The organism is Aeromonas sp. 3P, assembly GCF_051919745.1.
Taxonomy (GTDB): domain Bacteria; phylum Pseudomonadota; class Gammaproteobacteria; order Enterobacterales; family Aeromonadaceae; genus Aeromonas; species Aeromonas veronii.
The window spans coordinates 4,366,299-4,378,649 of record NZ_JBQBED010000001.1 but is presented as its reverse complement, the minus strand read 5'-3'; the positions used below and the strand labels follow the sequence as shown (position 1 = coordinate 4,378,649).

13 protein-coding genes and 1 riboswitch are annotated in these 12,351 nt (G+C 58.2%); of the genes, 5 read left to right on the top strand and 8 right to left on the bottom strand.

Annotation, left to right across the window (positions count from 1 at the left end):
• Positions 1–166: 166 nt before the first annotated feature.
• The 3 genes from ACTG19_RS20475 to ACTG19_RS20465 form a co-directional block, all read right to left on the bottom strand.
• Positions 167–892, bottom strand: a complete 726-nt coding sequence (locus tag ACTG19_RS20475) for a MaoC family dehydratase (RefSeq protein ID WP_019445964.1) — start codon at positions 890–892, stop codon at positions 167–169.
• Positions 893–1,137: 245 nt separating this feature from the next.
• Positions 1,138–2,109: a 23S rRNA (adenine(1618)-N(6))-methyltransferase RlmF gene (rlmF, locus tag ACTG19_RS20470; protein ID WP_113739161.1), complete on the bottom strand. Its 972-nt coding sequence runs from the start codon at positions 2,107–2,109 to the stop codon at positions 1,138–1,140.
• A 148-nt stretch (positions 2,110–2,257) separates the two neighbouring features.
• On the bottom strand, positions 2,258–2,746 hold the full coding sequence (locus ACTG19_RS20465) for a C40 family peptidase (RefSeq protein WP_005334331.1): 489 nt from the start codon (positions 2,744–2,746) through the stop codon (positions 2,258–2,260).
• A 275-nt stretch (positions 2,747–3,021) separates the two neighbouring features.
• On the opposite strand from ACTG19_RS20465, the gene ACTG19_RS20460 reads away from it, so the two are divergent.
• Both ACTG19_RS20460 and ACTG19_RS20455 read left to right on the top strand, forming a co-directional pair.
• The gene (locus ACTG19_RS20460; RefSeq protein ID WP_113739160.1) at positions 3,022–3,744 is read left to right on the top strand and encodes a 4'-phosphopantetheinyl transferase family protein; all 723 of its coding nucleotides are present in this window, start codon (positions 3,022–3,024) and stop codon (positions 3,742–3,744) included.
• Positions 3,741–4,589, top strand: a complete 849-nt coding sequence (locus ACTG19_RS20455) for a tetratricopeptide repeat protein (protein ID WP_113739159.1) — start codon at positions 3,741–3,743, stop codon at positions 4,587–4,589. Before ACTG19_RS20460 ends, ACTG19_RS20455 begins: the two co-directional genes overlap by 4 nt.
• Before the next feature lie 172 nt (positions 4,590–4,761).
• On the opposite strand, the gene ACTG19_RS20450 is transcribed toward ACTG19_RS20455, so the two are convergent.
• Positions 4,762–5,004 carry an Lpp/OprI family alanine-zipper lipoprotein gene (locus ACTG19_RS20450; protein WP_005334342.1) on the bottom strand — a complete coding sequence of 81 codons (243 nt, stop codon included), beginning with the start codon at positions 5,002–5,004 and terminating at the stop codon, positions 4,762–4,764.
• A gap of 225 nt (positions 5,005–5,229) precedes the next feature.
• Positions 5,230–5,883 carry a 3,4-dihydroxy-2-butanone-4-phosphate synthase gene (gene ribB / locus ACTG19_RS20445; RefSeq protein WP_005334344.1) on the bottom strand — a complete coding sequence of 218 codons (654 nt, stop codon included), beginning with the start codon at positions 5,881–5,883 and terminating at the stop codon, positions 5,230–5,232.
• Positions 5,884–5,987: 104 nt separating this feature from the next.
• A riboswitch (FMN riboswitch) is annotated at positions 5,988–6,144 on the bottom strand.
• Between the two features lie 259 nt (positions 6,145–6,403).
• Between ribB and purU the strand changes: the two genes are divergently transcribed.
• Entirely contained in the window at positions 6,404–7,240 is an 837-nt protein-coding gene (gene purU, locus ACTG19_RS20440) for a formyltetrahydrofolate deformylase (protein ID WP_019445959.1), read from the top strand.
• A gap of 79 nt (positions 7,241–7,319) precedes the next feature.
• Here purU and ACTG19_RS20435 read toward each other — a convergent pair whose 3' ends face one another.
• Complete coding sequence (locus ACTG19_RS20435) at positions 7,320–8,582, bottom strand: DUF945 family protein (protein ID WP_113739158.1); 1,263 nt, start codon at positions 8,580–8,582, stop codon at positions 7,320–7,322.
• A 107-nt stretch (positions 8,583–8,689) separates the two neighbouring features.
• Positions 8,690–10,171: a cardiolipin synthase gene (gene cls / locus ACTG19_RS20430; protein ID WP_005361740.1), complete on the bottom strand. Its 1,482-nt coding sequence runs from the start codon at positions 10,169–10,171 to the stop codon at positions 8,690–8,692.
• A gap of 97 nt (positions 10,172–10,268) precedes the next feature.
• On the opposite strand from cls, the gene ACTG19_RS20425 reads away from it, so the two are divergent.
• On the top strand, positions 10,269–10,811 hold the full coding sequence (locus tag ACTG19_RS20425) for a DUF1439 domain-containing protein (protein ID WP_005353308.1): 543 nt from the start codon (positions 10,269–10,271) through the stop codon (positions 10,809–10,811).
• A gap of 5 nt (positions 10,812–10,816) precedes the next feature.
• Here ACTG19_RS20425 and ACTG19_RS20420 read toward each other — a convergent pair whose 3' ends face one another.
• On the bottom strand, positions 10,817–11,257 hold the full coding sequence (locus tag ACTG19_RS20420) for a GNAT family N-acetyltransferase (RefSeq protein ID WP_041980377.1): 441 nt from the start codon (positions 11,255–11,257) through the stop codon (positions 10,817–10,819).
• A 328-nt stretch (positions 11,258–11,585) separates the two neighbouring features.
• On the opposite strand from ACTG19_RS20420, the gene ACTG19_RS20415 reads away from it, so the two are divergent.
• Positions 11,586–12,335: a lytic transglycosylase domain-containing protein gene (locus ACTG19_RS20415; protein ID WP_371166730.1), complete on the top strand. Its 750-nt coding sequence runs from the start codon at positions 11,586–11,588 to the stop codon at positions 12,333–12,335.
• Positions 12,336–12,351: the final 16 nt, after the last annotated feature.

Below are 12,351 nucleotides of genomic sequence, written 5' to 3'. Positions count from 1 at the left end.
AGAGCTGGCTAACTGCACGGCGCACCGTTTTGTGAGTCATATCAAGCTGGGGTCGGCACGCTATAGCTGACGCCTCAACCCTTGCAACAAACAGGCAAAAAAACGGGCCCGCTGTTCGTTGCACACGACAGCGGGCCCGTTTCACCATTCATGCCGATGAGGGGGCTCAGAAGTAGATGCGGGTCACCGACTCGATGACGCAACCCGGGCGGCGGATCCCTTCGATCTCAACCTTGATCTCTTTGAGCAACTCCAGCCCACCCTTGATGGGGGTGACCCGGGCCAGCTTGGTGCGGGCGCGGATGTTGCTGTCCACCTTGATGGGGTAAGGGAAACGTACCTGATCCAGCCCGAAGTTCACCACCATGCGGGCGGTCGGGAACTCGGGGGTGGCCTCATCGACCGAGCCGGTCAACTGCGGCAGCAGCGCCAGGGTCAGGAAGCCGTGGGCGATAGTGGTCTTGAAAGGCGACTCTGCGGCCGCACGCTCCGGATCGGTGTGGATCCACTGATGATCCCCGGTCACTGCAGCAAACTGATCGATCATCTGCTGGCTGACGTGCAGCCATTCGCCCACATGGGTCTCTTCACCAATGCGGGCCTGTAGGGCGGCATAGAGCTCGGCCGCCTCGGCCCCCAGCTCAACTGCGGGTTCCTGAGCCACGGCAGGCTGACCGTTGGCTACTTGTGCCACGGTTGCTGCATCCTGTTGCTGCTCGCTCTGGGACTCGGCTTGCAAGTCCAGCACACGCCCCAGCAAAGGGTGAAGATGTGCCTTTTGCTGAAACTCACGCCAGTAGTCGCGGATCGCCGGAGAGAGCCAATCCTTGAGCTCAAAGGGGTGCTGCGCCAGAATTTCGCGCTTGCGCTTCAGAAAATCGACAACTTTCATCTACCGATCCCTATTTGATTCAATGCCTGTAAAGAGGTCTAACCAGTCCTATTTTATTAAAGTTTCAGCTGTAAGTGCAAAAAAATCTCGGCGTACACCTGTACCAAGGCGGAAGTAACTACTTACACCATGTAAACCAGCACGATCTGCCAATGAGGAAATCGATTGCCAAAGATGCCGCCAGCAGGGGAAATTCGCGGTGCTCATCATGAAAAAAGGCCCTCGTCGGGCCTTGTGGTGGGGAGTCAGCGCGCGCTCGACCAGCCGCGACGCAATCCCTCTTCATCCAGGAAGGACCAGGCGAGGATCCGGCTCACCTTGTTGCCCTGTGCCATGTCGATCACCCGTACCTGACGTGCCCCCACCCGGCTCAACGCCTTTTTCGCCCCCGGCAGATTCTCTTTTTTCGACACCAGCGAGCTGAACCAGAGACACTGAGTAGCAAACTCCTTGCTCTGGGCAATCATGTTGGCCAGAAACGCCGCCTCGCCCCCTTCGCACCAGAGCTCGGCCTTCTGGCCGCCAAAATTAAGCACAGGGGCGCCTGTCACCTCCTTGCCCAGATTGCGCAGCTTGCGCTCCGTCCCCTTGCTCGCCTCTTCCAGCGACGCGTGGAACGGCGGATTGCATAGCGTCAGGGCGAAGCGCTCCTTCGGCCCTATGATGCCGCGAAACACATGGTTGGGGTTACCCTGCAGGCGGCACTCAATCTGGTTGCCGAGTCCGTTGCTCTTGGCCAGCAGGGTGGCTGCCTTGACCGAGACCGGATCGATATCCGATCCGACAAAACGCCAGCCATATTCACGGGCCCCCAGCAGCGGATAGATGCAGTTTGCCCCCACCCCGATATCCAGCACCCTCACCCCCTTGCCGGTAGGGAGCTGGTCTGCGCTCTCGGCTAGCAGGTCGGCCGCCCAGTGCAGGTAATCCACCCGTCCCGGGATAGGCGGGCAGAGGTAACCGGCAGGCAAGTCCCAGTGGGCAATCCCGTAGTGATGGGCCAGCAGGGCGCGATTGAGGGTCTTCACTGCATCGGGATCGGCAAAATCGATGGTGCGGGTGCCGTAGTCATTGATAAAGACGTGGGCAGCCAACTCGGGAGTTCGCAGGCAGAGCGCCTCAAAGTCGTAACCTGCCTGATGGCGATTACGGGAGTGAAGTCCGGATTTGCGGTCGCCCGACTTGGGGCCACCGGCTGATGGGATGCGGGGTTTCATGCTGAGCCTGCCGAAGAAAACGGGCCCACACTATAGTGATTTGACTCGGGAAAGTCTAAACGAGGGCAATAAAAAACCGGGCTATCGAGCCCGGTTCAAGTGAGGTTGGAAAAACAGTCCGTACTGCGAGCCGTTTGTCCAGCCTGACTCAGATATCGATCCGGCGAGCTTGCCAGAACTTGTTGCGCCAATATTGGCTATCCAGCTTGGAGCGCGTCACACCGGCTCGGGTCGAGGCATGGATGAATTCACCATTGCCGACATAGATACCAACGTGGTTGAGACGACGATTGATTTTGAAGAAGACCAGGTCACCCTCGACCAGATCCTGCTTGGAAACGCGCGTCCCTTCATGGACTTGGGAGCGGGTATCGCGGGGTAATTCGATACCGACGGCATTGCGGAACACTTCACGGGCAAAGGCGGAACAGTCGATACCGCGCTGGCTGCTGCCACCCATCCGGTACGGAACACCACGCCACTCTTTATATACAGTCAGGATTTCATTCACATCGGGTGTCTGGGAAGCTTCCGGTTCGATGACAGGTTCAACCATGGAAACTTCGATCTTGCTTGCGACCTCGGGTTGGGGTGCCGAGGCACAACCCACCATTCCGAGCGCGACCAGCAGTAGCATCAGGTGGCGCAATCCTTTATCCCCGCTAAATAGTAAATCTTGTTAAAATACGGCCCCAAAGGGCAATTTATAAGGCAACAGCACCCGACTATATCCAAGAATTCTATCGAGGCAAGTGAAAATCCCTATCGAGCTCACATTTTTGCAAGGAAATGCACGATTTTTCATAATTAATGTGATCATGCCCAAACAATATACAATCGCAAAAAGAGCCTTGGGCCTCATAGATAACTGGCTTTTATCCCTGCTTCAGCACCTTTTTAAAGTGAAAAATAATGATCGAAACCGATCTTTTTTTGTTAAAACCGGCCAGGGTATGCCAGGAACTGCTTGCTCAATTGCCTGAATGGCTGTCAACCGATGAGCAGCATATCTGGCAAGCCATGACCCATCCTGAACGGCGTCAGGAATATCTGGTGAGCCGCTCCCTGCTGCGCCAGCTATTGGCCGAGCGGCTGCAACAACCCGCCGCCAGTCTGCAATTTTGCAACGGCCCCCACGGCAAGCCCCGACTGCATGATGATGCTTGGCAGTTCAATCTGAGCCACAGTGGCAGCTGGCTGGTATTGGCACTCTGCCCGCAGGGGCCGCTTGGGGTGGATATCGAACTGGGCAAACGGCGGCATCATCCCCTCCCCCTGGCCCGCCGGTTTTATGCACAGAGTGAATATGAGTGGCTCTGCGCACAGCCTGCTCAAGAGCAGGAGAGCGCCTTCTACCGGCTCTGGTCACGCAAGGAGGCGGTACTGAAAGCCCACGGTGGCGGCATAGCGGCGGGACTGGAGAAGGTGCGATTTATCCCGGAGGAAGGATGGCGACTCGACAATCGACTCGATGACACCCCTTATCAGGTACAGGATTGGCCATTTGCCAGCGGCTGGCTCAGCCTCGCGGCGACGGCAGCCCCCGTGACCTTTTACCGGCTGGATGAGCGCTTGAATTGCCACTCGCTTAACCCCATGTTACTCAACACCCTTTCTGAAGAGTCCAACTCATGATCGTCGACATTACTCCCCAGAATTTTCACGCTGAACTTATCGATGCGTCCATGAAGAAGCCGGTCGTCATCTATTTCCATGCTCCGCAGATGCCGGAGTGCCAGGGGATGACACCGCTGATCGAATCACTGGTTGGGCCCGCCAATGAGCAGGTCACCCTGGCCAAGGTGGATATGAACGATCCCCAGTTGCAGCCGCTGGCCAGTCAGCTCGGCCTGCGCGCCCTGCCCGCATTGGTGCTGTTCCATCAGGGTCGCCCTGACGAACAGGGGATCATCGAAGGACCGCAGGATGAAGCCACCCTGCGCCAGTATTTCGCCGCCTTCGCCCCCAAAGAAGAGGAAGAGTTGCTGGCCAAGGGACAACAGGCGCTGGCTGACGAGCAGCCCAGCATCGCCTATGCCCATCTGACCAAGGCACACCAGCTAGCTCCTGAACGTCACGACATCAGCCTGTGGCTGATCCAGGCCGCGCTCGACCTCAACCTGCTGGAGGAAGCGCAGGAGCGCCTCGGCACCATCCCGATGGCGGCGCAGGATAGCCACTTCCATACCCTGAGCTCACGGCTGGCGCTGGCCCTGCAAGCGGCAGACAGCCCGGAACTGCGCGCGCTGGAAGCCCGTCATGCAGAACAGCCTGATGATTTTGCCCTGACTCAGGAGCTGGCGGTGCAATACAACCAGGCTGGTCGTCAGGAAGAGGCGTTGGGACTGCTGCTGGAGATCCTCAAGCGGGATTTGGCATTCGGCGATGCCAGAAAGACCTATCTCGATATTCTGGCGACCATGGGCAGCACACCGGCGGCCCAGAGCTACCGTCGCAAACTCTATAGTCTGCTCTACTGATCGGAATCGAACTGGCTGGTAATGATGGGGGAGTGCCGGGAGACCGGCATGACCTCATGGGTCAAGTACGAAGAAGGTACTGTGGGAATAAGGTGCTGTGGGAATAGTGAAGATACGGTGAATTTCAGGCAAAAAAAAATGGCGCAAAACTGCGCCATTTTTTTCGCATGGATTACTTCTTGTAGGAAGTAGCCATGTTGTCGATGCGCTGGTTAGCACGCATAGCTTCTTGCTTGGCTTCGGCAACATCAGCAGCGATTTTGGACTGATCAGCACGAACTGCGCTAACATCTTGAGCCAGTTGGTCAACTTTGTTAGACAGATTCTGAACGGAAGTTTCCAGTTCGCTGGTGTTTGCACAACCGCCCAGCAGAGCGGACAGACCAACAACACCTACCAACAACAATTTTTTCATTTTTAAAGCTCCCTTGAACTCGCCAGACGTTTAGCAAGCGGCGTGATTATGGCACAAAAAAATCCTACTTTGCATAGTCCCCACCACAGATAAATGCATTAAAACCCTCATTTTTTTTTGAATGAACAGTTTTTGTCCAGATTCGTCTAAAAAATGAGTGCCGTGTGGTGGGGGCACGGACAAAGGTTAACCAAATTTTTGCCTTATTACAATTTCGTATGAGGCTCAGGCTGTACGTTCTGACAACAATTGACGATATTGCACCAGATCCTCGATGGTCAGCACCGGCATCTGGTGCTTGCGACCGAACGCAACCAGGTCTGGCAGACGCGCCATCGAGCCATCTTCTTTGGTCAATTCACACAACACACCAAACGGTTTGAGGCCAGCCAGCTGCATCAGATCGACCGTCGCTTCGGTATGACCACGGCGGGTAAGCACCCCACCGGTTCGCGCCCGCAGCGGGAAAACATGACCCGGGCGGTGCAGATCGCCCGGTTTGGCGCCGTCTGCGATGGCTGCACGGATGGTGGTGATGCGATCAGCAGCCGAGACACCGGTCGTGACCCCCTGCGCCGCTTCGATGGTCACGGTAAAGGCGGTCTGGTAGTGGCTGGAGTTGGCCTCCACCATCATCGGCAGTTCGAGCTGGCGAACCCGCTCGTCGGGCAGGCAGAGGCAGACGATACCGGAGCACTCGCGGATCATCAGCGCCATCTGTTCATTGGTCATGGACTCGGCGGCGAAAATGAGGTCGCCCTCGTTCTCCCGATCTTCATCGTCGGCCACCAGCACGCCGCCTCCGGCACGCAAGGCAGACAGCGCCGCTTCGACACGGGCAACGGGATCACCGAATTCACTGAGTAGAGACTGATTCATGGTAAAACTCCTAAACAAGACAAGGACCAGAATCAGGGCATGGAAAGGCAGACAGAGACGGGCATGCAGCAGCCAGCCCACAAGGGCCAACACGGCAAGGTCTGTCTTATCCTCTTTCATCCGGACTATGACCGTCGGCTCCGGCATCTCACCGGATCTGCTGACCCCGACCCGGCAATCAGCCAAGTCGGGCGCTCGCGGGCTCCCCGAGTCAATCGGGATACCGCCGGTGGGGAATTGCACCCCGCCCTGAGAATAAGCGCAGACAGCCTAAAGAAAAACGGTTGCAGATACCAGTCAAAATCCCCCGCAGGCTGAAAAGCGTTTCAACATTGCGCCCGGGATCCCGCTCTGCGGCCCGCTCGCCAGCACGAGAGGCCATGACTGGCGAATTTCTTTATGGCGCGGATCGGTTTATGGCATAGTTCCCGAAACCAAAAAACAGGGCCCGAAAAGAGAGCCTGAACAACGCTGCCGGCGCAGACAGCAGCGCCAACACCACAAACGGAAAATGACAGAGATGGAAAAGAAAATACTGCTCACGGATTGCCCGGATGCCAAAGGGCTCATCGCCAAGATCACCAACATCTGCTACAAGCACCAGCTCAACATCATCAAGAACGATGAGTTTGTGGATCACGAGAATGGCCGCTTCTTTATGCGTACCGAGCTGGAGGGGCGCTTCAACGACGAGACCCTGCTGGCCGACCTCGATGATGCCCTACCCACCGGTGCCCAACGCCGTCTGGTCAAGGCGGGCAAGAAGCGCATCGTCATCCTGGTGACCAAGGAGACCCACTGCCTCGGCGATATTCTGATGAAGAACTACGCGGGCGCGCTGGATATGGATATCGTTGCGGTGATCGGCAACTACGATACCCTGGCCGAGCTCACCGGCAAGTTCGATATCCCGTTCCACACCGTCAGTCACGATGATCTGAGCCGGACCGAACATGAAGAGCAAGTTCGCGCCATCATCGACAGCTATGAGCCTGACTATGTGATCCTGGCCAAGTACATGCGGGTGCTGACCCCGAGCTTCGTCGAGGCCTATCCGCGCAAGATCCTCAACATCCACCACTCCTTCCTACCCGCCTTCATCGGTGCCCGCCCCTACCGGCAGGCGTTTGATCGCGGCGTCAAGCTGATCGGCGCCACCGCCCACTTCGTGACCGACGATCTGGATGAAGGCCCCATCGTCGAACAGGACGTGATCCACGTCGGTCATGCCTTCAGTGCGGACGACATGGCCAAGGCGGGTCGGGATGTGGAGAAATCGGTGCTGAGCCGCGCGCTGGAGCTGGTACTGAACGAGCGGGTGTTCGTCTACGGCAACAAGACGGTGGTCTTCAAGTAATTCGCCCACACGGCCCGTATGCAAACACCAGAAACAACAACGGCTCCCATGGGAGCCGTTGTTGTTTCTGCGCCGAGTGTCAGAGCGGCAGATCGTTTACCGTCACCGCGCCCTTCTCCAGCTTCAGCTCGGAGGTCAGCGCTTGCTTGTCGGCCTTCAGATAACCCATCAGGGTCAGCTGATCGAGCATGGGGGCCAGTTGCGGCACCGCCTTACCCAGCTTGTCGCTAAGGCTGGCATGCAGCACGCCGGAGAGGGCCTGCATCCCCGCGTCGCTGTTGAACAGCTGCTCCAGCGAGGTGGAGGCCAGCTTCACGTCCCCCTTCATGGTCACCGCCTCACCGTTGAGCTTGGCGCTGAGATCGGCCAGTTCAAGGGTCGCGCCACGTTTGAGCATCTTGTCCAGCGCCTGCTGGATGGCGGCATCTTCAACCCCCTTGCCACCGGCGGCCTGCAGCCCCTGATACCCTTCCAGATCCAGACCGTTGAGGTTGAGCGCCAACTTGCTGTCGGTCACCGCCAGGGTGTCGGTCTCGTTCTCCAGATCCAGCTTGGCAATTTTCATCTGATAGCTGCTGGAGAGGGTCTGGGCATCATCACCGGTCAGCTGAGTCTCGGTGGTCATCCCCTGCAGGGCGACCTTGACGCTGTCAGGCAGTTGCACCGTGAGGGCCGAGAGGGTCATCTCGCTCTGGGGCGAGAGGAGCACACCGCTGATCTCGGCAATGTCGGCACTCCCTTTCAGATCAGCCAGCACCAAGTCCATCTTGCTCTGCTCTTCATGGACCGTCATCCCCTGCCAGGTCATGGTGAGGTGACCATTCCCCTCCAGATTGCCGTGGAACTCGCCGCTCAGGGGCAGGAAGCTGAACTCGTCCAGCCCCTGTTTGATCTTGAATTCATTGGCCCAGAAACGGCTGCTGTTACCCTGGGTCCAGAGACTGGTGACCGACTCCAGACCGAGTTCCCACTGCTCCATGCCCAGTGCGGTGAAAACCGGCGCTAGCGTGCCATTATGGGTATCGAGCAGGAAGTGGCTCTTGATGTAGAGCGGCAGGATCTGGCTCTTGACCATCAGTTGCAACTCGATGGGCTGACTGCCCTCCAGCTCGCTGTCGATGGCAGCCAGCTCCTCCGGCGTTACCACGACCTTCAGGATCCCGTCACGGGTGAAAAGGTTGCTGCTGCCCGGCTGCCATTGCATGTCGAGCCCACTCTCTTTCTCCACCTTGGCGATCTGCTCCGCCATGATGTTGTCGAAGCTGTTGCCCGTGTACCAGCACGCAGCCAGACCACCACCTACCAGTGCCGCACCCACGGCGAGGGCCACTATCTTTTTCATATATCCATGTGTCTCCAGGGAGTTGTCACTGCACTCTACGGGGCGGACTCGGGGCTAGGCAAGTCCAATCAGATGGCGAGTCCACTTTCTTGCGGCTCGCCACAACATCACAGCAAGGGGCTGAAGAGATAGAAGATGTTCTCCATCGCCTTCTTGTACCAGGGGCGGGCCTGCCATTGGGCCAGGGTCATCGGGGTGGCTTCCGCCATATAGCCCTGTACCAGCCGGGTCATCTGGGCCACGAACGAGGGGTTATCCACCAGCAGGGTCACCTCGAAGTTGAGCCAGAGGCTGCGCCGATCCAGATTGACCGTCCCCACCAGCGCGAAGTCATCATCCACCAGCACGCTCTTGGTATGGAGCAGACCGGCATCGTAGCGGTAGATCTCCACCCCGGCCGCCAGCAGCTCCTCCATAAAGGCGTTGCAGGCGTAATTGGCCATGATGGAGTCGTTGCGTGCCGGCAACACCAACTGCACCTGCACCCCGCGCGCCGCTGCCGAACTGAGTGCGGCCGCCAGCGGATCGTCGGGTACAAAGTAAGGGGTCGTCAGCACCAGATGACTGCGCGCCTGATAGATAGCCAGCAACAGGCTCTGCTGGATGCAGTCGCCGCCGACGAAGGGGCCGGACGGGATCAGCTGGGCGCGGTAGTTGGTCTGGGGCCAGGCCTCCGGCTCATGCTGCAGACTGTCGAGCAGTCGCTCGCCGGTCTCCATCTCCCAGTCCCAGACGAAGATCGACCACATCAGCGGCACCATGGGCCCCTGCACCCGGATCATGATGTCGACCCACTGGCCGACCCCGGCATCCTGCTTGAAGAAACGGGGATCCACCATGTTCATGGAACCGGTGTAACCCACCCTGTCATCAATCACCACCAGCTTGCGGTGCATCCGCAGATCCTGACGCTGGAACAGAATGCGCCAGGCGCCGACCGGCAGCACCTCCACCAGCTTGACCCCCGCCTTGCGCAGCTTTTTGGGCCAGTGGGAGCGGAAGAACTGCTTGCTGCCCACCGAATCGAGCAGCAAGCGACAATCCACGCCTCGTTGCGCCACTTCAATGAGCGCCTCGCACACCTCGTCGGCATCGCCGCCCGGATGCCAGATATAGAACTCCAGATAGCAGGAGAGCGTCGAGCGACGGATATCCTGGGCTATCTCGCGCAAGATCCAGTCCGGCTTGTTGAGCAAGGTCATGCGGTTGCCGGAGAGCATCGGCATGGCGAGCCGTCCCTGGATGAGATCGTGCAGCGGCTGTGCCTTGGCGCCCACTTCGCAGCAGTGCTGCGGGAACAGACGGGCCAGCTGGCGGATCCAGATGGCATAAGGGCGATACATGGCCTGGGCGCGCTCGGCACGGCGGCGCCCCAGCTTTATTTCACCAAACAGCACATAGAAGCCAACCCCGGCAAACGGAATGGCATAGATCAGCGCCAGCCAGGCCAGCGACACCCCGATGGGACGGCGTTTCATCACCACCCGAAACGACACACCGGTGACAATCACGGTATGAAAAAGCAGTAGCAGCCAACCCAGAAAACGGGAAAACAGCAGTTGAAGATCGTGTTCCAGACCGTTAAACAACGGGGACTCCTTCTAATCGACAAACAGCGCGGTGGGCAGACCCCAACCGGCCGTGATGGTATGCTGTAAGGCAAATCCATTCTATCAGGTCGCACGCATGATCCTGCAATCTATGCTGCTCAGCCTGGCCATGCTAGGCCAAGGCTCATATGACATCAATGAGCAACAGATAAACCAGTACCTGCAATCTCAGGTGCAAGTCGACAAACAGCTGGAGCTGCCGGGCATCATCAAGGCCCATGTGACGCTTGAGCAGAGCGACGTCCAGATCGGTCGCCAACGCCCCGATACCGCCCGGGTCTATGGCAAGGGCAAGCTCAAAATCGCCCTGCCAGACAATACCGAATATGACGCCCGCCTGCAGATGACCTATGAGGCGAGACCCCGCTATGACAAGAGCCAGAGCGCGCTGTTTCTCGATAACATGAAGCTGGTGGAGTACAAGCTGGAGCCGGAGGCGGCCGAGAAGAAGTTCGGGCTGATGCTCAACATGCTGCTGCAGAGCATGGAGAAGCGGCTCGAGACCAAACCGGTCTACAAACTCAATGACAAGGATCCGGATCAGGCCTGGCTGAAGGAGAATCTGCTGGGGCTGGAGCTGTCACCGGGCAAGATCCACCTGCTGACCAAACCGCGCTAAACCGCTCAATTCAGGAGGGGCTGGGTGGTATCCCGTACCAACAGCTCCACCTGATAACCCTGCTGCTGCTGCCGCTCGTAGAGGGAGAAGAGCGACCCGCTCAATTGATTGAGGGGCATATCGGCAAACCCGGCCTTGAGATAGAAAGGCTTCTCGAAGGGCAGCGCCTGACAGACCACAGGTTTGTCCAACAGACCGTGACAGGCGTGCTGCAGCAGCCGTGACCCCAATCCCAGCGACTGGTAGTGGGGCAACAGGCGAAAGCCGCACAGATGGTAAAACTCCTCCTCGTCCCGCAACCGAACCGCCCCCACCAGCCAGTGAGCATCACGCACGACAAAGATCCGCTCGGCCAGATCCGGCACATAGTGGGAAAACGTCGTCTCGTAATAGTCCCTGATAAGGGAGAGGTCGGCGTCGCAGTACTCTTCGAAAGTGAGTTCCATCGCCAGCTTGCTTGTCACAGACAAATCCTTTGATAATCAGTTATTAGTGCCAGATACGGTGCGCTAATCCGACCACATGACGCCAGCACGATAGCATGCCTTTCGTCAACAAAAAAGCGGACGTCGTGGGCAGCTTGCTTACCCGGTGGAAGAGGCCATGACCCACCGCCTGACGGCCAAAACCGTGCTTTATGATGACAATCCTTTATTGCGGCGGAGACTTTGATCCCGGTCACCGAATCGGATCATTTGCCCCCTGTTGGCCGCTTGTTCTGCCCTCGTCATGATGCTTTACTCAACATGGTCATCACAAGAAGGAGTATTAGGGTTGAAAGCATGGATGCTGGCAGGCCATATGTTGTTGATCCCCCTGAGCGGATGGAGCCAGACTCCCCCTCCCGCGGAGGTGATCTTCCTGACCGCCGCGCCCTCCCCCTTGCGTCCGAGCAAAGATGCCACTCCCGCCTCACAACCCGACACCGCTCAAACAGCGGCAGTCGCCACCAACGGCAAGAAGCAGATCCAGGTCTATAAATCGGTGCAACAAAACGGGGTGGTTCGCTACTCCGACATGGCGCCCGAACAGGGCCATTACGAGCTGCTGCTGTTCAACGACTGCTTCGCCTGCGACCCCAAATCCAGCGTCAACTGGCAGACCACAGGGCTGTTTCTCTATGACTATGCCAGCACCATCAAGGCGGCCGCCAAAACCTATCAGGTTGAGCCTGCGCTGATCCGGGCGCTGATCCATGCTGAATCCGCTTTCAATCCGCTGGCGGTCTCCCGCAAGGGGGCGATGGGGCTGACCCAGCTGATGCCCGCCACGGCGCGGGAGTTGGGGGTCGGCAATGCCTTGCTGGCGGAGCAGAATATCTTCGGCGGGGTGAAATACCTGGCGGGACTGCTCAAGCAGTATGACGGCAACGTGGCGCTGGCGACCGCGGCCTACAACGCCGGCGCGGGCGCCGTACAAAAACATGGCGGTATCCCGCCCTATGCGGAAACCCGTGCCTATGTGGAGCGCGTCCAGCTCCTCCACCTGCGCTACAAAGAGATGCTGCAGGCCAAAGGGCTCTGAGGTTAGCCTCGGTTAA

Excerpts from the sequence above, each read along its gene's own strand:
- ACTG19_RS20475 (WP_019445964.1), bottom strand. The coding sequence starts at position 892 with ATGAAAGTTGTCGATTTTCTGAAGCGCAAGCGCGAAATTCTGGCGCAG.
- rlmF (WP_113739161.1), bottom strand. The coding sequence starts at position 2,109 with ATGAAACCCCGCATCCCATCAGCCGGTGGCCCCAAGTCGGGCGACCGC.
- ACTG19_RS20465 (WP_005334331.1), bottom strand. The coding sequence starts at position 2,746 with ATGCTACTGCTGGTCGCGCTCGGAATGGTGGGTTGTGCCTCGGCACCC.
- ACTG19_RS20460 (WP_113739160.1), top strand. The coding sequence starts at position 3,022 with ATGATCGAAACCGATCTTTTTTTGTTAAAACCGGCCAGGGTATGCCAG.
- ACTG19_RS20455 (WP_113739159.1), top strand. The coding sequence starts at position 3,741 with ATGATCGTCGACATTACTCCCCAGAATTTTCACGCTGAACTTATCGAT.
- ACTG19_RS20450 (WP_005334342.1), bottom strand. The coding sequence starts at position 5,004 with ATGAAAAAATTGTTGTTGGTAGGTGTTGTTGGTCTGTCCGCTCTGCTG.
- ribB (WP_005334344.1), bottom strand. The coding sequence starts at position 5,883 with ATGAATCAGTCTCTACTCAGTGAATTCGGTGATCCCGTTGCCCGTGTC.
- purU (WP_019445959.1), top strand. The coding sequence starts at position 6,404 with ATGGAAAAGAAAATACTGCTCACGGATTGCCCGGATGCCAAAGGGCTC.
- ACTG19_RS20435 (WP_113739158.1), bottom strand. The coding sequence starts at position 8,582 with ATGAAAAAGATAGTGGCCCTCGCCGTGGGTGCGGCACTGGTAGGTGGT.
- ACTG19_RS20425 (WP_005353308.1), top strand. The coding sequence starts at position 10,269 with ATGATCCTGCAATCTATGCTGCTCAGCCTGGCCATGCTAGGCCAAGGC.
- ACTG19_RS20420 (WP_041980377.1), bottom strand. The coding sequence starts at position 11,257 with ATGGAACTCACTTTCGAAGAGTACTGCGACGCCGACCTCTCCCTTATC.